Origin of the sequence: Fusobacterium massiliense, from assembly GCF_900095705.1 — a bacterium.
GTDB classification, from domain to species: domain Bacteria; phylum Fusobacteriota; class Fusobacteriia; order Fusobacteriales; family Fusobacteriaceae; genus Fusobacterium; species Fusobacterium massiliense.
Map to the genome: position 1 here is coordinate 287,101 of NZ_LT608327.1, position 22,068 is coordinate 309,168.

Below are 22,068 nucleotides of genomic sequence, written 5' to 3' on the forward strand. Positions count from 1 at the left end.
AAAAATAGGAGGAAAAAATGAAAAAGAAATTATTAACTGGAACTTTGTTATTAGCTATACTTATAGTTGGTTGTGGAAAAAAAGATTTTTCAAAAATGACTTTTAATGATGGAGTTTATCAAGGAATTTTTAAAAATGAAGATAAAGATCACCCAAGTAGTGCAGAAGTAAGTTTAGAAATTAAAGAAAACAAAATAGTTAATTGTGAAGCAGTTTTTAAAGATGGAAAAGGTAATGTAAAAGGGGAAGAATACGGTAAAGAAGCAGGAGAAGAAAAATATAAGAAAGCTCAAATAGCAGTTCAAGGTTTTTCTCAATATGCAGAGAAATTAGTTGAAGTTCAAGATCCAGATATGGTTGATGCTATTTCTGGAGCAACTGTTTCTAACAAAGAATTTAAAGAAGCAGTATGGAATGCATTAGAACAAGCAAAAAAATAAGAATTACTATTGAATGAGAAAAGGTAGGTAATTATATCAATGAAAAGAAATATTTTAGAAAAAATATCATTAATATTGGCAATAATTTTACTTTTAGTTCCTAAATATATAGCACCAGTTTGTCAACCAAAAGAAGATGGCTCACATATGTCATGTTTTTATAGTGGAAATATGGTAATGAAGTTGGCTGTTTTTATTATTATAATTCTTGTAATTATGAATTTGGTAAAGAAATTAAAAGTTATAAAAATTCTAGGAAGTATTGCAACAATAGTCTTGTCTGCATTAGTGTATATGATACCTCATGGATTAACTGGTCTTGAAAATGAAATAGGACACTCTTATGGTGTTTGTAGAATGGATACTATGCTTTGTAGAGTTCACCATACCTTTGAAATAGCAACAGGAATAGCAGTTGTAATAGCAATTTTAATGATATTCAATATAATATATATTATTTTAAATAAGGAAGAATAAATATGAATAAAGCAATAGATTCAAAAACTTTAGCAATGGAGAATATTAGACAAAGAAAAACAAGAAGTACATATATGATATTGTTAGTAGCTTTATTTAGTGTAATTGTATATATGGGCTCTATATTCTCATTTAGTTTAAAAAAAGGATTAGAAAGTTTATCAGATAGACTGGGAGCTGATGTGATAGTTGTTCCGGCGGGTTATAAGGCAGAGATAGAAAGTGTTTTATTAAAAGGAGAGCCCTCAACTTTTTATTTACCTGAAGATACTTTAGAAAAATTGAAAGAATTTGATGGCATTGAAAAAATGTCACCCCAAATATATGTAGCAACATTATCTGCCTCATGTTGTTCTTATCCAGTTCAAATAATGGGAATAGATATAGATACGGATTTTTTAATTTATCCTTGGATTTCACATAGTTTTGATAAAGAATTAAAAGATGGAGAAGCAATAGTTGGAAATCATGTCGTTGGTGAAAAGGGAGAAACTATTCATTTTTTTAATCAAGAATTAAAAATTGTTGGAAGATTAAATCAAACTGGAATAGGATTTGATGCAACAGTCTTTGTAAATAGAAATACTGCAAAAGAAATTGCAAAAGCTTCAGAAAGGATAACAGCTAACAGAGTTGCTGAGGAAAATGTAATTTCATCAGTGATGATAAAAGCTAAACCTGGAGTAGATTCTGTAAAACTTGCTTCTAATATTTCAAGAAGTTTAGGAAAAGATGGAATATTTGCTATGTTTAGCAAGAAATTTGTAAATTCTATTTCTGGTAATTTACAAGTTTTATCAACAAGCATAATGATACTTGTAATAGTAATTTGGATATTATCTATAATAATTTTAAGTGTAAGTTTTTCAGCAATATTTAATGAGAGAAAAAAAGAAATGGCAGTACTTAGAGTATTAGGAGCTTCGAAAAAGATGTTAAGAGAAATTATAATGAAAGAAGCTATAATACTATCATTTATAGGAGCTGGAATAGGAGGTTTTATAGGAATGATTTTATCTATTATTCAGTTACCTATAATAGCATCAAAGTTTGGAATGCCATTTTTATCTCCTAGCTTTTTAGAATATATTTTAATATTTATTTTAAGTTTTGTTTTAGGACTTTTAATTGGACCATTATCTACAATAAAAATCGTTAAAAAACTAACTGATAAAGATAGTTATTTAAGTCTAAGAGAAGAAATATAGGTGAAAAAAATGTTAGAAATAAAAAATATATCAAAAAAATATAATAGATCAGGAAAAGATTTTTTTGCTGTAAAATCTGTAAGCTTAAATATACAAGAAGGAGATTTTGTTCATATTGTTGGTAGAAGTGGAAGTGGGAAATCTACATTTTTAAATATAGTAGCAGGGCTTTTATCAGCTGATGAAGGAAGTTTAAATTTAGATGGTATAGAATACTTAAAATTAAAAGATGAAGAAAAATCAAAGTTCAGAAATAAAAATATTGGTTTTATACCTCAATCACCAGCCTTATTATCATACTTGAATGTTTTGGAAAATATTAGATTACCTTATGACATGTATGAAAAAGATGGAGATTCAGAAGGAAAAGCTATATATCATTTAAATGAACTAGGTTTAGAAAAATTAGCTAAATCTTATCCAAAAGAATTATCAGGGGGAGAGTTAAGAAAAGTTATAATAGCAAGAGCCTTAATGACAGAACCTAAAATTTTAATAGCAGATGAACCTACTTCTGATTTAGATGTAGAGGCTACAAAAGAAGTTATGGAATTATTAAAAAAAATAAATGATAAAGGAACTACTGTTTTAATGGTAACTCATGAGCTTGAAACTTTGAAGTATGGTAAAAAAGTTTTTACTATGTCAGAAGGAGAGTTTTTAGAGGGGAATAAGTTTAAAAATGAGAGTGAAAATTAGCTATTAAAAAATGTTGTATTTTATAAAAAATCTTCCATAATAAACATACTAGATAATAAAAGAGCGGTGATTCCCCACCATAAAGAGTGGAAGTTAAAAGGATTAGACTGGAGAATTTCCAGTCTTTTTTTCTATAGGAAAGTATAAAATTAAATAATAAAAGTTGGTCTCTGACGTCCGTATTAGTTGGAAGAGCCTATGTTCATTGAGCTCGTAGAACTCATACGGCTGTCAAGAGACTTGTTATTTTACTGTATTTTTATTAGAATATAAGTAAGAATTTTTTTAATTTATACTTAATATAAAATATGGTATACTTAATATAAAAATTTTAAAAATAAATATTTAGGAGGAATTATGCAGTTTCATTTTATACACGAAAATTTTAATGTTTTAGATTTGGATAAGAGTATAAAGTTTTATGAGGAAGCTTTAGGATTAAAGGTTGTTAGAGAGAAGAATGCAGAAGATGGTAGCTATAAGATAGTATATTTGGAGGACGGAATAACAAACTTTCAATTAGAACTTACTTGGCTTGCAGATAGAACAGAAAAATATGATTTAGGTGATGAAGAATTTCATCTTGCTTTTAGAGTAGATAACTATGAAGAAGCATTTAAAAAGCACAAAGAAATGGATTGTGTTGTATATGTAAATGAAAAAATGGGTATTTACTTTATTACGGATCCAGATGGATATTGGTTAGAAATTATTCCGTCTAGAGATAAATAAATATTTTATTAATGTGACACTTACTATTGCAATTTAGGAGGGGAGTTTAGGATTTATATTTTTCTTGAAATAATATATATTTTATGTTACTATACATACAATACACTAATAATGTTCTTAAAAAATACAAAAAAAAACGGAATAATAAAAGGAGAAAAATATGAAAAAACAAAAGATATCAATTTACCTTTTGCTAATTTTAGGATTGTATTCTCAAACTTTTGCAGATGTAACAGATTATGTAAAAGTAAATTCAACAAGTGGTAATGCTAATGCAGCATTGAAAGATTCCGTAGCTATAGGAAATGGAGCTTCAGTAACACCTGAAGGTGGAGCTGGAACAAATGGTATAGCAATAGGAACAAATGCTAGATCACATGTAATGACTAATGGTAATCATGAAAAAATAATAGTATTCGGAAGAACTCAAAATGAATTACCTGGTGGAATAGCAATAGGGAAAGATACACATGCTCGTATCGGAAATGTTGAGCTTGGAAATAGAGATTATAGAGGAAAAATTGGAGATTTTGATTTAGCTGGAAAAGATAATTTGAATGTAACTACAGGGATAGGTTCAACAGCAGTAGGAGACAATTCTTATGCTATGGGAAATTTTCAAAGTATTAATGGTGCATATAATGTCATTACAAAATCAGAAGATGTTTCAACAGCAGCTTGGGCAGGTAATATAATTAATAGAGGAATAAATGCTCTTCGTAATGCAGGAGGAGCCGTTCAGGGAATGGCTTCTACCATAAATGGAACTTTTAATAGCATAGAAGCTAATGAGGAGTTAAATGGAAATACTTTTGCACTTTTTGGAGATGGTCAACCAGCTAGTGGTCTTATGTATTCAGGTTTTTCTTCAACAATAGTGGGTTCGGCTAATAGAATCAATAAGAGTAATGGTTCATTGATTGTAGGAAGTGGAAATGAAATTACTAATTCATATATTACACCTACTTCAAGAGTAGTAATAGATTCTTTATCAACAAGTGTTCCGTTTTTGGGACGACTAACATTAGACCCAACTGTAAAAACAGGTTCAGTTAAAGAATTGGCAGATTCTTTTAGAAAATATGCACAAGAAAATAAACTGGCTTCTGTTGGAGTAGTAGGGGGTGCAAATAAAGCTGATTATTCTCTGTTTACAAATATCACAGGAGTTGGAAATACAGTAGTAGGAAAAGGTGGAAGTAACGGTAATAGATTAGCTTTAGATGACTCAAATACAAGATATAATTCCAGAGAAGAATATACTAATTTTTCAGCTTTTAATAATTTAACAGGATATGAAAATACAGGAGAAAATATCTATCATTCATATATAGCAGGTGCACATAATACAATAAAAAATGCAGAAAAAAATATTATTATGGGAAATAATCATAATATAAAAGGAATAGATGAAAATAATGTTAAAACAAAAGGAAATATATTAATAGGTTTTAATGATAAAGCAACAGAAATTGCTGCAACATCTACAGAAGCCTTAGAAAATACTATTGGGCTAGGGAATAATAACTTAGTTAAGGCTAGTAACTCAATAGCACTAGGGAATAATATAAATATAGATAGTAAAAATACTCAAGTATTAGGAAACAATATAGGAACTAAAGCAGATGGGACAACTTTTTCTACAGTAGAAAATTCAGTTTATTTAGGAACAAATTCAAATGTTACTTTAGGAGCTGCTGTTGGAACTAAAAATAAAGATAAAGAAAATGAAGATGGTTCAACAACAACAGCTGGGGCAACTGGGAAAGTAGAAAACGTAACAGTAAACGGAGTAACTTATGGAAATTTTGCTGGTGCAGAAGCTAAGGGGGCTGTATCAGTAGGTTCGGCTGGAGAAGAAAGAAGACTTCAAAACTTAGCTGCTGGAGAAATTTCTAAAACATCAACAGATGCAATAAATGGTTCTCAATTATATAGTGTTATTGATAAAGTAAAAACAGATCTTTCAAATATAAATGCTGGAACAATAAAAATAGAAAGTGGAAGTGATAATGTTATTATTAATTCTACTGAAAATGCAGGCAAAGGAAAAGATTATGTAATAGATATTAATAAGAACTTAAATGTTGAAACAGTAAAAGCAGGAGATGTTACACTATCAACAAATGGTATAGATGCAGGAAATAAAAAAATTACAAATGTTGCTAAGGGTACAGATGATACTGATGCAGTTAATGTTAGTCAACTAAGAGAAATTAAAAATAATATTAATGAAGAAGTTGTGAGAGTTAAAAATGAAAGTAGAGGAATAGGAGCTGGAGCTGCAGCTCTTGCAGCTTTACACCCAATGCAATATGATAGAAATAAGCCTAATCAAATAATGGCAGGTTTTGGTAATTATAAAAATAAACATGCAGTAGCAGTTGGAGTGGCTCATTATTTCACAGAAAATTTAATGGGAACAGCAGCTATATCATTAACAGAAGAAAATAGAACTAATTCAATGATAAATTTCGGTTTAACTTGGAAGTTTGGGAAAAAAGATGATAGAGATAATATGCCAGATGAATATAAACAAGGACCATTAAATGCAATTTATAAAATGCAAGAAGATTTAGTGGCATTGAAGTCAGATGATACTAATTTTAGAGAAGAAAATATTGAATTGAAAAAAGAAATATCTGTTTTAAAAGAAGAATTAAAAATTCAAAAATCTAAAATGGAAATTTTAGAAAAACAAATGAAACAACTATTAAAAAAATAATTTTTTAACTTAAAATAAAAATGTAGGAAGATAATTCCTACATTTTTTTCTATAGGAAAATATAAAATTAAATAGCAAAAATCAGTCTCTTGACAGCCGTATGAGTTCTACGAGCTTAGTAAACACAAGCTCTTCGAACTAATACGGACGTCAGAGACTTTTTTATATGCTTAAATATTTTATTAGAGTGGTACTTATTATTTCAATTTAAGAGGAAATTAAAAAGATTAAATATTTATAGCATTTTTTAATAAATTATGCTATTATGAACTGTTAATATTATGTTATTTAGGAGAAAAATATGTATCTAAAAGCTGTTGAAATAAATGGATTTAAATCTTTTGGAGAAAAAGTATATATAGAATTTAATAGAGGTATAACAGCAATAGTTGGTCCAAATGGTAGTGGTAAATCCAATATTTTAGATGCTGTTTTATGGGTGTTGGGGGAACAGTCATACAAAAACATAAGAGCAAAAGAAAGCCAAGATGTTATTTTCTCAGGGGGAAAAGATAAAAAACCTGCTAATAAAGCAGAAGTATCTTTGATTATAGAAAATAGTGACAGATATTTAGATTTTGATGAAGATATTGTTAAAATTACAAGAAGAATACATATAACAGGAGAAAACGAGTATTTAATAAATGATAGTAGAAGCAAACTAAAAGATATAGGTGCTTTATTTTTAGATACTGGAATAGGAAAAACAGCTTATTCTGTTATAGGGCAAGGAAAGGTTGAGAGAATAATAAATTCATCTCCCAAAGAAATTAAGAATATAATAGAAGAAGCAGCAGGGATAAAAAAATTACAATTTAATAGAATAGAAACTCAAAAAAATCTAGCTAATATTGAAATAAATTTAGATAAAGTTGAGTTTATTCTGAATGAAACAAGAGAAAACAAAAATAAGATTGAAAAACAAGCAGAAATTGCAGAGCAATATTTAAATTTAAAAAGCGAGTTAAACTCTTTATCAAAAGGAATAGCTACAACTGAACTTTTTGTTAAGGAAAATACTTTTTCTGAACTTGAAATAAAAATTAGTGATAAAAATAAAGAGTTGACAGAAAATCAAAATGATTTAAATAAAACATTAGATAGATTAGAAAATATTTACACTGAAAAGGAAGATATAAAACAAGAAAAAGAAAGAATTGATGCTAAGAATAGAGAGCTTAAAGATTTTATTTCTGGCTTAGAAAAAGAACAAGCAGTTGCAAAAACAGAAATATCTAATTATGAAAAGTCAAAAAATATAAAAGAACAAGAAAAAATTTCTTTAAATGAAAAAATTAAAAAATTAAATGAAGAAAAAGAAGAGCATATTCTTAATAAAGAGAAAATTCAAAAAATTATTAAAGATTTAGAAGAGGAAAATACTCTGTACGACACAGAAATTTCTAAATTAGAGAAAGAGGAACAAGAGAAAAAAGACTTAAATGAAAATAGAAACTCTAAGATTAGAGATTTGGAGCTTGACAAACAAAGAGCAAGTCAAGATATTGAAAATAATGAGAAAAATTTAAAAAACTATCAAAGTCAAATAGAAAATTCTGATATCGAATTAGAAGAATTAAATAAGAAAAAAGAAGAATTAAACAAAAAGCTAGAAAATAAGAACAAAGACTTGGAAGTAAAAATATCCGAAGTAGCTAAAATTGAAGAAAGAAGTGATTTTTTAGCAGAACAATTGAGTGAATTAGGAAGAAATATAAATAAAATTTCAAGTGTATGTCAAGAATTCTCATATCAAGAAAAAAATGCAAGTGGTAAGCTGGAAGCATTGAAGAGACTAGATGAAAACAATGAAGGTTTATTTAAAGGAGTTAAAGAAGTTTTAGCAGCTAATATTTCTGGAGTTTATGGGGTACTTGTTTCACTTATTGATTTTGACAGTAAATTTGAAAAAGCAATAGAAGCAGCAGCAAGTGGAAATTTACAAGATATAGTTGTTGAAAATAAAGAAGTTGCTAAAAAAGGTATAGCTATACTTAATGAAAAAAAAGTTGGTAGAGCTTCATTCTTAGCATTAGATACTATAAAAGTAAATAAGAAAAATTTTAATAATACAGGTATATCTGGAGTGTATGGACTAGCTAGTAGTATAGTCAGGGCTGATAATAAATATGCTGATGTTATTGATTTTGTTTTTGGAAATATACTAATTGTTGAAAATATAGATGTAGCAACAGAAATTTTATCAAAAAATCAATTTTGGGGAAATATTGTGACCTTAACAGGAGAGCTTTTGAGTTCAAGAGGTAGAATTACTGGAGGAGAAAATCAAAAATCTACAATTAATCTTATATTTGAAAGAAAAAAAGAAATAAGAGAGCTTGAAGAAAAAGTATTGAATTTAAAAAAAGAGATAGAAAAAAATACTCAGAAAAGAGAAGAACTTGCTATAAAATTAGAAAAATATGAAAATGAGTATGATGAAAGTGATACATTAAAAGAAAATTGTGAAAATCAGAGAGATATTTTAAAGTCTGAAATAAAAGACTTAGAACTTGAGTTTAAAAATATTGAAAAAGATATTCATAGAACAGAATTTAATAAAACAGAAGCTGAGAGATACAAAACAGATTATACAAATAAAATATCATCTTATAGCACGAGTATAGAAATGTTTCAAAGTCATATTGATACTCTTATAAAAGAAAGAGATGAAGATGATAAATCCTTGAAAGATATTATAGCAAAAAAAGAAGAATTTCATAAGTTATATTCTGAGAAAAGAATTATCTATCTAAATAATAAAGATAAATTAGACCAATGGGATATCCAAAATAATAGATTATTAGAGAGAGAAAATGAGTATTACGAAGAAAATAAAAAGAATGAAAGAGAGCTTTCAGACTGTGTTAATTCTATTTTGGAGTTAGAAGATAGGGAAACTGAACTTGCTAGTCAAATAGAAGAGATGAATCAAAAATATAATAATGAAAATAAAGATATTGAGATACTAACACATAAAGCAAAAGACTTAGATGATGAAGAAAGAGATTTAAGCAGAAAAAAATCTTCATTGGAAACAAAAGTTTTACACTTAGATAATGAGTACAAGCAACTTATTGAAGCTAAAAGAAAAGTTGATGAAGAAATAGAAAATTTAAAACTTAAATTAGAAGAGCTTATTGATATTATTGAAGAGAAAGTTGAAGTTGAAAATTTAAAACAAAAAAAGGATAAGCTAAAAAATCTTGAAGGAAAGTATAATAATTTTGGCTCTGTAAACATTGATGCTATACAAGAATTTAAAGAATTAAATGAAAGATATGATTTTCTTGCTACTGAAAGAGATGATATTATGAAGTCTAAAAAACAAGTTCTTGATTTAATTCAAGAAATTGATGAGAGAATTCATAATGATTTTTATGCTACTTATGAGCAAATAAGTGAAAATTTCTATAAAATGTGTGATGAAACTTTAAGAAATACTGAGGGTAGATTAAATATTATTAACGCAGAAGATTTTGAAAATTGTGGTATAGAAATTTTTGTAAAGTTTAAAAATAAGAAAAAGCAACCTTTATCATTGTTATCTGGTGGAGAAAAATCTATGGTTGCAATAGCTTTTATAATGGCGATATTTATGTATAAGCCTAGTCCATTTACATTTTTAGATGAAATAGAAGCTGCTCTTGATGAAAAAAATACAAGAAATTTACTAGCTAAACTTAGAGATTTTACAGATAAATCTCAATTTATACTTATAACACATAATAAAGAAACAATGAAAGAATCTGATAGTATGTTTGGTGTAACAATGAATAAAGAGATTGGGATTTCTAAGATTGTATCTCCAGATAGAATAAGAAAGATTATGAATGAAATTAAGACTGAATAGGAGGGGAAAATGAGAATATTATCATATATATATTTTTTAGTAACTTTGATGAGAAATTTTTTATATGATAAAAAAATTCTGCCAATTAGAAGACTTTCAAATGTTAAAATCATTTGTATTGGAAATATAAGTGTTGGTGGAACAGGTAAAACTCCTGCTGTTCATTTTTTTGTAAAAAAATTATTAGCTGAAGGAAAAAAAGTAGCTGTTATTTCAAGGGGTTACAAAGGAAAAAGAAAAAGAGAGCCACTACTTGTGAGTGATGGAATGATTATTTTTGCAACATCACAAGAGAGTGGAGATGAACCATATATACACGCTTTAAATTTGAAAGTTCCTGTTATTGTGGGAGCAAATAGATATAAGGCTTGTAGTTTTGCAAAAAAACATTTTGATATCGATACCATAGTTTTAGATGATGGTTTTCAACATAGAAAACTTTATAGAGATATTGATGTTGTTTTAATAGATGCAACTAATCCGTTTGGTGGTGGATATCTTCTACCACTTGGTTTACTTAGAGAGGATTTTAAAAATGCTGTAAAAAGAGCATCAGAATTTATAATAACAAAAGCAGACTTAATTAATGAAAGAGAGCTAAAAAGAATTAAAAATTATTTTAAGAAAAAATTTAAAAAAGAAGTATCAATAGCTAAACATGGGGTTAGCAAACTTTGTGATTTAAAAGGGAATATGAAGCCATTATTTTGGGTTAAAGGAAAAAGAGTTTTAATATTTTCTGGCTTAGCAAATCCTTTAAATTTTGAAAAAACTGTAATTTCTTTAGCACCAAGCTATATAGAAAGAATAGATTTTAAAGACCATCATAATTTTAAAGCAAAAGATATTTCTTTGATAAAGAAAAAGGCTGAAAAAATGGAAGCTGATTACGTAATAACAACAGAAAAAGATTTGGTGAAATTGCCAGAAAATTTGAATATGAATAATTTGTATGTTTTAAAAATAGAGTTCTCAATGTTGGAAGATAACACTTTAAAGGAAATGAAAGGATAAAAGACTTATGAAAAAAGATAGTAAAGTTGTATTTTTAAATAATAAAAATATAGAATTATTGAAAAATAAGATATCTAAAGAGGGAAAATACAAAATTCTTTCTGAATTTGCTACTTTTTTTGAAAGAAGAACTTATTTTAAAGTAAATGAGTATGGAGATGTAGCTCAGAAAGAGTATAATCCTATTTGTATCTTATTTTCTTTAACTGATAATGTAGAAAAATTAGCAGAATATATTTTTAAATACTCGTACACTTATGAAAAGCAAAATATTAAAAAAATTGATAGAATGAGTAATTTGGAAATAAACGATTTAAAAAAAGGTCTTATGAAAACTCTTGTTGCATCTAATTTAGATTTTTCTAAAAGATATGCAAAAGAGTTATTTTTAAGAGATAAAAAAACTTTTTTTGAAGTAGTTTATACTTTTGCAATGATGGGAAATCCACAAAATATAAAGCTAATATATGCCTATACTATTGAAAAGATATTTGAGAATTTAGAATATGATGAAAATATATTTTATGTGTTAATAGCATACCTAACTAATTATAAAGATGAGTTTTCAAAATACATCCAATCTTCTTCTAAACCATTGGAGATAAATGAAAATGAAATAAAAGAATATTCAATTGATAAAAAGCTATATTTAGATATTTTTAATAAAGTTTCTACAAAGTATGAATTAAAAAATATAAATAAATTTAAAAATTCTCTATACGAATATTTTAAAAAAGAATTTTTTTTAAATTCAGATTTAAAAGAGCTTCTAATTGGATAATGGGAGAATAATATGAGAATAGCAATCTATGGTGGAAGTTTTAATCCCATACACAAGGGACACGAGCAAATTGTAGAATATATATGCAATGATAAAGAACTAAATATTGATAAAGTTATTGTTATTCCCGTGGGTATACCTTCACATAAAGAAAATACTCTCAAAGCTTCTAATGTAAGACTAGAAATGTGTAGAGAAATCTTTAAGGATAATCAGAAAGTTTTTGTTTCTGACATAGAAATAAAAGAAAGTAAGACTTCCTATACCTATGACACTTTAATAAAAATAATAGAAATATATGGTAAAGAAAATGAATATTATGAAGTAATAGGTATGGATTCACTTAAAAATTTAAAAACTTGGAAAAATTATAAAGAACTTTTAAAGCTTGTAAAATTTATTGTATTTAAAAGAAAAGACTATCTTTTAGATGAAATGGATAAAGATCTATTAGAAAATGACAGAGTAATAATATTGGAGAATGAATATTATGATTTTTCTTCGACTGAAATTAGAGAAAGAATAAAAAATAAAAAAGATATATCTGATTTTATAAATCCAAAAATAAAAAAATTTATTTATTAGTATTTAAAATTTAAAATAAAGTCTCTTGACAGCCGGTATGAGTTCTACAAGCTCAATAAACACATGTTCTTGGAACTAATACGGACGTCAGAGACTATTTTTTATTTAATTTTATATTTTCTTATAGAATAAAAAAGATTAACCTCTCATTTGAGAAGTTAATCTTTTTTTATTTTAGAATATAATTTTATTTTAGATTAAATTGATATGTAGCAGATGCTCCTATTGAGTTGTAATGAGGTTCTCCAGCTAATCCTGTCCATTTCATATTCATGAAGAAGTTATCAGTTGGTCTGTAAGCTACCCCTACAGCAATTCCTGTTTCATTACTATATTGTGCAATACTTGCTCCAACTCCTACATTTCCAACAGAAATTTGACCCCAGTCAAGAGAGGCAGTTGCTTGAGATATTGCAGCAACTTTATTAATTTTAGCATCAACTCTTTTAATTTCTTTAGCATTTGCTTTTATAGCTTCTTTATTAGCTTGAATTTCTGCAGAGTTTGAAATTATAACTTTGTCTCTAATTTCCATATCATTTTTGTGAACATAATTTTCTTTTAGGTGTTTATCAATAACTTTTCCTTTTACACCTTTTTCTTCATTTTCTTTAACTTCACCATCTAAATTTGTTTCAGTAGAAATATTAGAGATTTTTGAATCAATTTCATTTTTACTGTAAACATCTATATTATTTCTAAAATCTTCCTTATCTTTTTTATTAACTATATTGTTTCCATTAATATTTGCTTTGTTATCAATATTTTTTGTTAATTCATCTGATAATTTTTCTTTAGTTACTGACTTGTCTTTAAGTTCTATTTTTACATCTTCTTTTCCAATAAGTCTATCTTTTCCATTAGTTATTTCTAAAGTATCAGATAGAATATCTCCTTCTGCTTTTGGAGCAACAGTATTTTTTAATTTAGCATCTAATTCGTTTTTAGTGTAAACATCACTGGCATTAGCTTTTTTATCTAATTTATTATCTAAATCAGTTTTTAAGTTATCTAGTTTGGTTTTAACTATTGTATCTGTTACTAAAGTATTAGTTGGAGTATCTAAATTAGCAGCTTCAGATAATTTTTCAGTTAACTTATCTTTAGCAGTTTTATCTATATTACTTCCATCTAATTTTACATATTTAGTTAAATCAGATTTATCAGCTTTTTCATTTAACTTATTATCAGTTTCAGATTTAGAATATACATCTAAATTAGTTCTAGCTTTACCTTTATCTTCATTAGTTAAGTTAGATAAATCTTTATTAGCTTTATTATCAAGTTTACTTCCTAAGTCTGTATTCATAGAATCTAATTTATCCTTAACCATTTTATCAGTTACAACAGTATTAGTTGGAGTGTCTATATTTGCACCTTTTGTTAGATTAGTAGTAAATGCTTCTTTTTCTAAGTTATCTCCATTTTTGTTCAACTTGTTATCTAAATTAGCAACTGTTGGAATATTATCAAGTCCTAGATTTTTTAACAATGCTATTTTTTCATCATTAGTTAAATTATCACCTTTTTTATTTAATTTATCATCAACAGAATTAATTTTATTTTTAAGCGCTTCAGATAAATTTAAAGTAACATCTTTGAATGTAGAATTATCACCACCAGTTACAGTAATATCAGTAGAAGTTATATTACCTTTAGCTAATTTTTCATTTAATTTAGAAGCATCAAGATTAGATAAATCTTTATCTAATTTTCCATCAAGCCCTTGCTTAACTAATGTATCAGTAACAAGTATTCCTTTAGGATCAGTTAAACTAGAGTTTTCACTCAATTTAGAAGCAAGCGCAATTCTCTTATCATCAGAGTCAGCATTTGTTCCATCAAGTTTTAAATATGAACCTAAATCACTAGCATTAGCTTTATTATTTAATTTAGTATCAATATCATTTTTTAAATTATCTAATTTAGCTTTTACAACTTCATCTTTAACAAGTCCACCATTAGTAGTGTCTAAATTTCCATCTCCAACTTTTGTGATAATAGTATTTTTATCAACATTAGATAAATCTTTATTAGCTTTATCATCAAGCCCTTGCTTAACTAATGTATCAGTTACTAATGCATCAGTAGGAGAAGTTAAGCTAGCACCTTCAGATAATTTTGTAGTATATTTATCTTTTTGAATATTACTAGCATCAGTCTTAGCAAATCCAGATAAATCGATAGCATTAATTTTCTCATCAATTTTAGTATTTGTTTGATCTTTAGTATATACTTCATCTTTATTAGCTTTATTGTCAACAGAATTAATTTTATTTTTAAGCGCTTCAGATAAATTTAAAGTAACATCTTTGAATGTAGAATTATCACCACCAGTTACAGTAATATCAGTAGAAGTTATATTACCTTTAGCTAATTTTTCATTTATTTTAGTTTCATCTAAATTTGATAAATCTTTATCTAATTTTCCATCAAGCCCTTGTTTAACTAATGTATCAGTAACAAGTATTCCTTTAGGATCAGTTAAACTAGAGTTTTCACTCAATTTAGAAGCAAGCGCAACTCTCTTATCATCAGAGTCAGCATTTGTTCCATCAAGTTTTAAATATGAACCTAAATCACTAGCATTAGCTTTATTATTTAATTTAGTATCAATATCATTTTTTAAATTATCTAACTTTTCTTTAACAACTGTATCTTTAACAAGTCCACCATTAGTAGTATCTAAATTTCCATCTCCAACTTTATTTATGATAGTAGACTTTTCTACATTAGATAAATCTTTATTAGCTTTATCATCTAACTTATCTTTTAATTGTTTATATGTTACAGCATCTTGATCATCAGTTGCATCTTTTACATTTTTTATTTGTCTTTCATTGTTTGCACTTCCGACTGATATAGCATTACTTATAGGTGTTGCCCCATCTCCTAATGTTATAGAATTAGTGATATCTTTACTTACAGTAATTCCATTACCTAATACTATATTTCCATTAGATTTATTAGTATCTCCTAAAGCACCTACATTATTATTTCTACCAAATACAATATTATTTTCTCCATTAATAACATTTGTATTTCCTATTGATATATTATTATTACCATTAGTTACTAAATCTTGTCCTAATGCAGTTATTGCTTCACCGGTAGATTGATTTCTTGCTCCAATAGATACAGTATCTTTTCCAACTGAAATTGCTTTATATCCCATAGCTATTGTGTTATTACCAACGGCTAATGTATCAGTACCAATAGCTATTTGATTTTCTCCTTTATTTTTAAGGTCATTCAATGTAAGAGCATTTTTTAGATTTGTAAGTCTAGTATTAGCGTCGTTTAAATCTGCAGTTAATTTTTCTATTTCTGCTTTAACTTCTTCATATTTTTTAGCAACCACAACATCACTTTCATTAGGATTAATACTGTTATAATTTATTTCTGCTTGATTTGACTCTTTAAGTAAAGTTTCTAATTCTTTTTCTTTTTTTATAACTTCTTCTTTATTAATATTCAATTCACGTTCCAACTCAGTTGTTAAAGTACTAATTGATATTTTATTTTTTTCTTTTGGATCGTCTATATTTTCTTTTTTCCAGTCTCCATAGTATTTTTTACCTATCATATAATCTATACCATTTAGAACTGTATTACTATCATATTCACCTGTATAAAAACCTAATTCTTTACCTTTTTCAAATAGCCTTTTACTATTATTATCAATTCTATCTTTTCTTATTTTTAGTGCCTCATTTTTTTTATCAAGCCATTCGTTAGCTTTTATAGGATTCTTATCTTTTTCTTGTTCATATTCCCATTGATAATATGTTATTTGTTTATCTAAGTCAACTAATTCAAATTTTAAATCTGTTACCATATTATAGTATTCTGTACTTTTACCACCTGTTAAAGTATCTACTTTTCCTAAAAATTGATCTCCTAACCTCGCATTATATTCATGTATTTTATTCTTCCATTTATCTTTTACACTTACCCAGTTATCATAATTTTCTTTACTAGTTAGATCTACATCTATATTTACATAAGTATTTATTTTAATTCCATCAATATCATAAACAGTATCGTTTACCCATTCATTATCATCTTTACCTTTAGAATATAATCCTTCTAATCCAGTATCACCAATTTTTTGTAATGTGTATCCACCTAAAACATTATATTCCCAGCCTCCAGGAAGACTAGAAGCAGAGGAATATGAAGTAGAATAATATGAAGAAGAAGAGCTACCTGATTTGTATGTATAAGGATGTGAATAAGAGGAAGCAGTATCTGAAGATGCGGCATATGAACTAGTTTTAGGAGATGAATTTGGTATAATTAAATCAGTTAAGTCTTTTTTTAGTGCGTCATTAGCTTTTAAAAGTTTATAATTTTCAAAAGTTAATCCATCTGAATTACCTCTTGATTTTGACCATATAAGTTCATTAACTCTTAAATCTCCTAGCACTTTATAGTGATTTACTACATAATCTTTATAAAAACTAGTTTCTAGTCTTAAATTTGTCCCTTCTTCAACTTTTTCTTTTAATTTTACTGCAGCTGCTTCCAAACCTTGATCACTCTTAATATCAAATGAACCTAAATCTTTCACAGCATTTAATCTACTATTTAAGTCATTAATTTTGTTGTTATAATCTTCTAACAAGGTTTTACTATTTTCTTTTTCTGTATTGTAAGTATTTAACTTATTCTGCCACTCTGTTTTAGCTTTTTCTTTTGCTTTATTTATTTCTTCTACCCTAATTCCAGCTTCTATTGTTTCACTTTCTCTTAATTTTTTTAATCTTAATTCTTCTGTTTTGTTGATAACTTCTTTTTCAGTGCTTCTTATTTCTTCCAATTTTTGTCTATTTTCTTCTAATTTTCTCTCGATTGATTCTTTTGTCTCGTTTTCTCCAGTTGCAACAGCATTTGTACCAATAGCTATTCCTTTTCTACCAGTACTTATACTTCCGATACCTCTTGCTCTAGAATCATCTCCAAGTTCTAAACCAAATTTTTCATTCTTGATATTAACATTTTCTTCACCATATCCAATAGAGTTTGTGATCAAAAAAATAACTAGTAAAGCTTGTGTTAATTTCACCTTTCTTTTAATTTGGCTTTTTAAAATTTTACTAATATGTTCCATAAGTTCTCCTTTTGTCTTAAAAAATCTCTACTAACACTTAAAAAACACTTATTTTGTAGAGGTGTTTTATTAATTTTTGTTAATATTACATATTCCGTCGGATATTTTACTCCTTATATCATAAAAATGCAAGACTTTTTATAAATAAAATAACAAAATATAGTAAGAAAATAAAAAAATAAAATTAAATAAAAATTTTAAAAATTAATTTCTAATAATATGGAATAAATTTGAAATATTTATAATATTATAGAATGTTATTCTTGACAATTTAATATAAAAAAAATATAATCTAGCTAAGTGTAAAATTTATTTCATTTTTTTTTGAAATAAAAAAAAGCTAGAAAAAATAGTAAAAAAATAGTATTATTAAGAAAATAAATATTTATATAAATGATATGTATAATTTAAAAAAAATATTTTTTTCTTTCATAGTGTGTATAAAAAAAACACAATATTTTTAAAAATAAAATGGAGGAAAAATGTTAAAAAAACAACATTTTGAGTTACTAAACCTTATGGAAGAAGAAAAAAGTCTCTCAAAATTATCTGAAATTTTATCTCTTTCTGAAAGAAGTATTAGGTACAAGATAGATGAAATAAATGAAAAATTAGATAATGAAGCTAAAATTAGGATAAAAAAAAGAGAAATAATTTCGACTTTATCCAGTATAGATGTTCTAAAAGTTTTTAATGAAGTTGAAAGTACGAACTATATCTATAGCCAAAATGAAAGAGAAGAATTAATAATATTATATACTTTATTAAAAAAAGATACATTTCTTTTAAAAGAGATTGCCGATAAGTTAAATACAAGTAAGTCGACAATAAGAAGTGATATAAAAAATATTAAAAGGAAGTTAGAAGAATACAATATTAGAATACTTCAAGATAATCAGTTAAAATATTACTATGACTACTTGGAAGAAGATTATAGATACTTTATAACTACTTATTTATATAAATATATTGATTTTGATGGTGAATACTCTAAATTTCTTTTTACGGAGCTTAGTTATTTTAAAAAACTTATATATAATGAAATTAGAGAAGAATATATAGTAGATATAGAAAAAGTTGCTAAAAGAATAAGAGATATCAAACTATCTTTTATGGAAGAAACTATAAATATTTTGGCAACATTAATGGTTGTTTCTCATAACAGAGAGCAAAAAGGAAGAAGTATAGTTGTTAAAAATAGCAATATCTTAGAAAAAAGATACGAATATAAAAAAATGAAGGATCTTTTTCTTGAGTTTTCGGAAGAAAATATATTGTTTTTTGTGGATTACTTGTTTAGAATAGGTAGAGATGAAAGAGATATATTTATAAAATTTGAAAATTGGATAGATATTATAGTGGCAGTCAACAAAATTGTAAGAAATTTTGAAATAGAAAATAAACTTGAATTAAAAAATGTAGATTTATTACTAAATCAAGTATTTTATTATATAAAACCTTTGATTTTTAGAAGTTTGAAAAAAATAGAATTAAAAAATTCGATTTTACGTGATATTGAAGATTTATACCCTGAAATTTTTAGCTTTTTAAAAAATAACTTTTCTATCTTAGAAAGAGTTATAGGAGTTAAAATATCTGAAAGCGAAATAGCTTATATTACACCACTTTTCTATAAGGCACTTCAAGAAGATAATAAAAGTAATAAAAAAGCCTTATTGGTAACAAACTATAAAGAAAATATTGCTTTGTTTCTAAAAGAAGAAATAGAAAGTGAGTTTTTATTAGATATAGATAAAATTATTAGTTTGAAAAATTTTGAAGATACAAAAAAAGAACAAAAAAAATATGACTACATATTAGTAACTTTTAAGGTTGATGAAAAACTTGAAAAAGAATTTGAGAGAAGTAGAATAATAGAGATAAACCCTATTTTAACAGAAAATGATAGGAAAAAGTTTGAAAATGAAAATTTATTAAGAAATAAAAAACTAAAACTCTCTAAACTTTTGAAAGTTATTTTAAGCAATACTGATAGTGTAAATATGAAAAATTTGATTAGTGATTTAAATAAAAATTTTTCAGACGAAATATATAATGATGTAGAGAAAGGAAAATTTACTTTAGGGAATTTTGTAGAAAAAAAGAACATATATAGAGTAAATTTTCAAAATATGAAAGAGCTATTAAATAACTTTTATAGCTTATCTTTCTTGAAAAAAAACGATATTAATGATATTATAAATAAGATAAATAATAATATTTTTTATTCGTATATTGGAAATAAGGTGGGAATAGTTTTTCATAAAATGAATAGTGAAGATAATGTGTTAGTTATTATTAATGAAAAAGATTTTTGTATAAATAATGAGAAAGTAAATATTCTTGTGTTAGTTAATTCTAATTGTGGAATAAAATATAAAGGAATAATATATAATTTTGTAAAATTATTCTTTAAAAACTATGATCTAAATGTTAATCACGATAGACTAAAAGTCTATGATTATTTAATAAGTAACATCTAAAATTAAAAGGAGGGAGCCATGGGATTAACAGAAAATATGTCTTTTATGCAAAGTATAATAACCTTTTTAATAGGTTTTGCAATAGTGTTTATATGTTTGATAGCTATAGCATTATTTATTATAATTTCATCAAAGATAATAGGAGTACTGGTAAAAGAAAAAGTACCAGAAGTTAAACCAGCTACGACTGCTGCAAGTCCTGCAAGTAGTCCAAAAGTGGTTGTTCAAGACAACCAAGAAGAAGTTGAAAGATTGGCAGTTATTATTTCTGCAATAAGTGAAGAAATGAGAGAACCTGTTGAAAATTTCAGCATTGTTAGTGTAAAAGAAATATAATAATTTAGTTAATTTGAAAGGAGAAAAAATGAAATACGTAGTAACAGTAAATGGAAAAAAATTTGAGGTTGAAGTTGAAAAAGTAGGAGGAGCAAGCAGAACATTATCTCGTCAACCTGCTGAAAGAACTGTAAGACAAGAAGCAGTAGTTGAAACAAAGGCAGCTCCAGTAGTTGAAACTCCAGTATCAGCTCCAGCAGCAACTTCTTCAGTAGCAGGTGGAACTACTATAACAAGTCCAATGCCAGGATCAATTTTAGATGTAAAAGTAAATGTAGGAGATAAAGTAAAATATGGACAAACTCTTGCAATATTAGAAGCAATGAAAATGGAAAATGATATTCCAGCTACAGTTGATGGTGAAGTAGCAGAAATAAAAGTTAAAAAAGGAGATATCGTAGAATCTGACGCTGTTCTAATAGTTATAAAATAATAAGGAGAGGATTATTAATGAATTTTTTTGAAGTTATTGAACAACTATTAGCTGAATCAGGTTTTGCAGCATTAACTTGGCAAAATGGAGTAATGATATTAGTATCATTTGTATTGTTTTATTTGGCAATAGTTAAAAAGTTTGAACCATTACTACTACTTCCAATATCATTCGGTATGTTCTTAGTAAACTTACCTTTAACAGGATTAATGGAAGACGGTGGGGTAATATATTTAATGTCTTATGGAGTAAAAAGTAATTTATTCCCTTGTTTAGTGTTTATGGGAGTTGGAGCAATGACAGATTTCTCTCCTTTAATAGCTAACCCAATAAGTTTGTTACTAGGAGCTGCAGCTCAATTAGGTATTTATATAGCTTTTATAATTGCTATTCAATTAGGATTCTTACCTCAAGAAGCAGCAGCAATAGGAATAATAGGTGGAGCTGATGGACCTACATCTATATATGTGGCTAACAACCTAGCACCACATTTGATGGCACCAATAGCAGTTGCTGCTTATTCATATATGGCGTTGATACCATTAATTCAACCACCAATTATGAGAGCATTAACAACAAAGAAAGAACGTTCTGTAAAAATGACTAACTTAAGAAAAGTATCAAAAGTTGAAAAAGTTGTATTCCCAATAGCAGTTGTACTTTTCTGTTCATTATTGTTACCTTCAGTAGCACCATTATTAGGAATGTTAATGCTAGGTAACTTATTTAGAGAATCAGGAGTAGTTCAAAGACTTTCTGACACAGCACAAAATGCAATGATTAATATTATAACTATAATGTTAGGAGTAAGTGTTGGAGCAAAAGCAGACGGAGTTACTTTCTTAGATGTTAAAACTTTAGGTATCATAGCTTTAGGACTTACTGCATTCTGTTTCTCAACTGTTGGAGGAGTTCTATTAGGAAAATTGTTATATTATGTAACAGGTGGAAAAATAAATCCGTTAATAGGTTCAGCTGGGGTATCAGCAGTTCCTATGGCAGCTCGTGTTTCTCAAACTGAAGGAGCTAAAGAAAATCCAACAAACTTCCTATTAATGCATGCAATGGGGCCAAATGTTGCAGGAGTTATAGGATCAGCAGTTGCAGCTGGATTCTTCTTGATGGTATTTAAAGGATAATAGAAGTTACAAAATTAGTTTTTAATAATTTTTACAATAAAATATGTAAG

At 26.7% G+C, this 22,068-nt stretch carries 15 protein-coding genes; 14 read left to right on the top strand and 1 reads right to left on the bottom strand.

The annotated features are described in order from the left end of the window. Positions 1–17: 17 nt before the first annotated feature. The 10 genes from BQ2505_RS05790 (at position 18) to nadD (ending at position 12,514) form a co-directional block, all read left to right on the top strand. Complete coding sequence (locus tag BQ2505_RS05790; protein ID WP_074016828.1) at positions 18–440, top strand: FMN-binding protein; 423 nt, start codon at positions 18–20, stop codon at positions 438–440. A 39-nt stretch (positions 441–479) separates the two neighbouring features. Next, positions 480–917, top strand: a complete 438-nt coding sequence (locus BQ2505_RS05795; protein WP_074016829.1) for a DUF4418 family protein — start codon at positions 480–482, stop codon at positions 915–917. Positions 918–919: 2 nt separating this feature from the next. Then, positions 920–2,125 (top strand): ABC transporter permease, encoded by a 1,206-nt coding sequence (locus BQ2505_RS05800; protein ID WP_074016830.1) that lies wholly within the window; start codon positions 920–922, stop codon positions 2,123–2,125. 9 nt (positions 2,126–2,134) lie between these two features. Next, positions 2,135–2,824 (top strand): ABC transporter ATP-binding protein, encoded by a 690-nt coding sequence (locus BQ2505_RS05805; protein ID WP_074017334.1) that lies wholly within the window; start codon positions 2,135–2,137, stop codon positions 2,822–2,824. Between the two features lie 357 nt (positions 2,825–3,181). Next, positions 3,182–3,556 (top strand): VOC family protein, encoded by a 375-nt coding sequence (locus BQ2505_RS05810; protein WP_074016831.1) that lies wholly within the window; start codon positions 3,182–3,184, stop codon positions 3,554–3,556. Between the two features lie 160 nt (positions 3,557–3,716). Beyond that, positions 3,717–6,281: a YadA-like family protein gene (locus BQ2505_RS05815; protein WP_074016832.1), complete on the top strand. Its 2,565-nt coding sequence runs from the start codon at positions 3,717–3,719 to the stop codon at positions 6,279–6,281. A gap of 301 nt (positions 6,282–6,582) precedes the next feature. Beyond that, positions 6,583–10,134: a chromosome segregation protein SMC gene (gene smc / locus BQ2505_RS05820; protein ID WP_074016833.1), complete on the top strand. Its 3,552-nt coding sequence runs from the start codon at positions 6,583–6,585 to the stop codon at positions 10,132–10,134. 9 nt (positions 10,135–10,143) lie between these two features. Then, positions 10,144–11,148 (top strand): tetraacyldisaccharide 4'-kinase, encoded by a 1,005-nt coding sequence (lpxK, locus tag BQ2505_RS05825; RefSeq protein WP_074016834.1) that lies wholly within the window; start codon positions 10,144–10,146, stop codon positions 11,146–11,148. A gap of 7 nt (positions 11,149–11,155) precedes the next feature. Then, positions 11,156–11,929, top strand: a complete 774-nt coding sequence (locus tag BQ2505_RS05830) for a hypothetical protein (RefSeq protein ID WP_074016835.1) — start codon at positions 11,156–11,158, stop codon at positions 11,927–11,929. A 12-nt stretch (positions 11,930–11,941) separates the two neighbouring features. Beyond that, positions 11,942–12,514, top strand: a complete 573-nt coding sequence (gene nadD, locus BQ2505_RS05835; RefSeq protein WP_074016836.1) for a nicotinate (nicotinamide) nucleotide adenylyltransferase — start codon at positions 11,942–11,944, stop codon at positions 12,512–12,514. A 187-nt stretch (positions 12,515–12,701) separates the two neighbouring features. On the opposite strand, the gene BQ2505_RS05840 is transcribed toward nadD, so the two are convergent. After that, entirely contained in the window at positions 12,702–17,627 is a 4,926-nt protein-coding gene (locus tag BQ2505_RS05840; RefSeq protein WP_074016837.1) for a YadA-like family protein, read from the bottom strand. A 482-nt stretch (positions 17,628–18,109) separates the two neighbouring features. Here BQ2505_RS05840 and BQ2505_RS05845 point away from each other — a divergent pair, with 482 nt between their 5' ends. Genes BQ2505_RS05845 through BQ2505_RS05860 form a run of 4 tightly spaced genes read left to right on the top strand, consistent with a single transcriptional unit; the run spans position 18,110 to position 22,018 of the window. Next, on the top strand, positions 18,110–20,110 hold the full coding sequence (locus BQ2505_RS05845) for a BglG family transcription antiterminator (protein ID WP_074016838.1): 2,001 nt from the start codon (positions 18,110–18,112) through the stop codon (positions 20,108–20,110). Positions 20,111–20,128: 18 nt separating this feature from the next. Next, a complete protein-coding gene (locus BQ2505_RS05850) occupies positions 20,129–20,446 on the top strand; it encodes an OadG family protein (protein WP_074016839.1) in 318 nt (105 codons plus the stop codon). A gap of 28 nt (positions 20,447–20,474) precedes the next feature. Then, a complete protein-coding gene (locus tag BQ2505_RS05855) occupies positions 20,475–20,879 on the top strand; it encodes a biotin/lipoyl-containing protein (protein ID WP_074016840.1) in 405 nt (134 codons plus the stop codon). Between the two features lie 17 nt (positions 20,880–20,896). Beyond that, positions 20,897–22,018: a sodium ion-translocating decarboxylase subunit beta gene (locus BQ2505_RS05860; RefSeq protein ID WP_074016841.1), complete on the top strand. Its 1,122-nt coding sequence runs from the start codon at positions 20,897–20,899 to the stop codon at positions 22,016–22,018. Positions 22,019–22,068: the final 50 nt, after the last annotated feature.

What these genes read in the sequence shown, in the direction of transcription:
- BQ2505_RS05790 (WP_074016828.1), top strand. Translation starts at nt 18, where the DNA reads ATGAAAAAGAAATTATTAACTGGAACTTTGTTATTAGCTATACTTATA.
- BQ2505_RS05795 (WP_074016829.1), top strand. Translation starts at nt 480, where the DNA reads ATGAAAAGAAATATTTTAGAAAAAATATCATTAATATTGGCAATAATT.
- BQ2505_RS05800 (WP_074016830.1), top strand. Translation starts at nt 920, where the DNA reads ATGAATAAAGCAATAGATTCAAAAACTTTAGCAATGGAGAATATTAGA.
- BQ2505_RS05805 (WP_074017334.1), top strand. Translation starts at nt 2,135, where the DNA reads ATGTTAGAAATAAAAAATATATCAAAAAAATATAATAGATCAGGAAAA.
- BQ2505_RS05810 (WP_074016831.1), top strand. Translation starts at nt 3,182, where the DNA reads ATGCAGTTTCATTTTATACACGAAAATTTTAATGTTTTAGATTTGGAT.
- BQ2505_RS05815 (WP_074016832.1), top strand. Translation starts at nt 3,717, where the DNA reads ATGAAAAAACAAAAGATATCAATTTACCTTTTGCTAATTTTAGGATTG.
- smc (WP_074016833.1), top strand. Translation starts at nt 6,583, where the DNA reads ATGTATCTAAAAGCTGTTGAAATAAATGGATTTAAATCTTTTGGAGAA.
- lpxK (WP_074016834.1), top strand. Translation starts at nt 10,144, where the DNA reads ATGAGAATATTATCATATATATATTTTTTAGTAACTTTGATGAGAAAT.
- BQ2505_RS05830 (WP_074016835.1), top strand. Translation starts at nt 11,156, where the DNA reads ATGAAAAAAGATAGTAAAGTTGTATTTTTAAATAATAAAAATATAGAA.
- nadD (WP_074016836.1), top strand. Translation starts at nt 11,942, where the DNA reads ATGAGAATAGCAATCTATGGTGGAAGTTTTAATCCCATACACAAGGGA.
- BQ2505_RS05840 (WP_074016837.1), bottom strand. Translation starts at nt 17,627, where the DNA reads ATGGAACATATTAGTAAAATTTTAAAAAGCCAAATTAAAAGAAAGGTG.
- BQ2505_RS05845 (WP_074016838.1), top strand. Translation starts at nt 18,110, where the DNA reads ATGTTAAAAAAACAACATTTTGAGTTACTAAACCTTATGGAAGAAGAA.
- BQ2505_RS05850 (WP_074016839.1), top strand. Translation starts at nt 20,129, where the DNA reads ATGGGATTAACAGAAAATATGTCTTTTATGCAAAGTATAATAACCTTT.
- BQ2505_RS05855 (WP_074016840.1), top strand. Translation starts at nt 20,475, where the DNA reads ATGAAATACGTAGTAACAGTAAATGGAAAAAAATTTGAGGTTGAAGTT.
- BQ2505_RS05860 (WP_074016841.1), top strand. Translation starts at nt 20,897, where the DNA reads ATGAATTTTTTTGAAGTTATTGAACAACTATTAGCTGAATCAGGTTTT.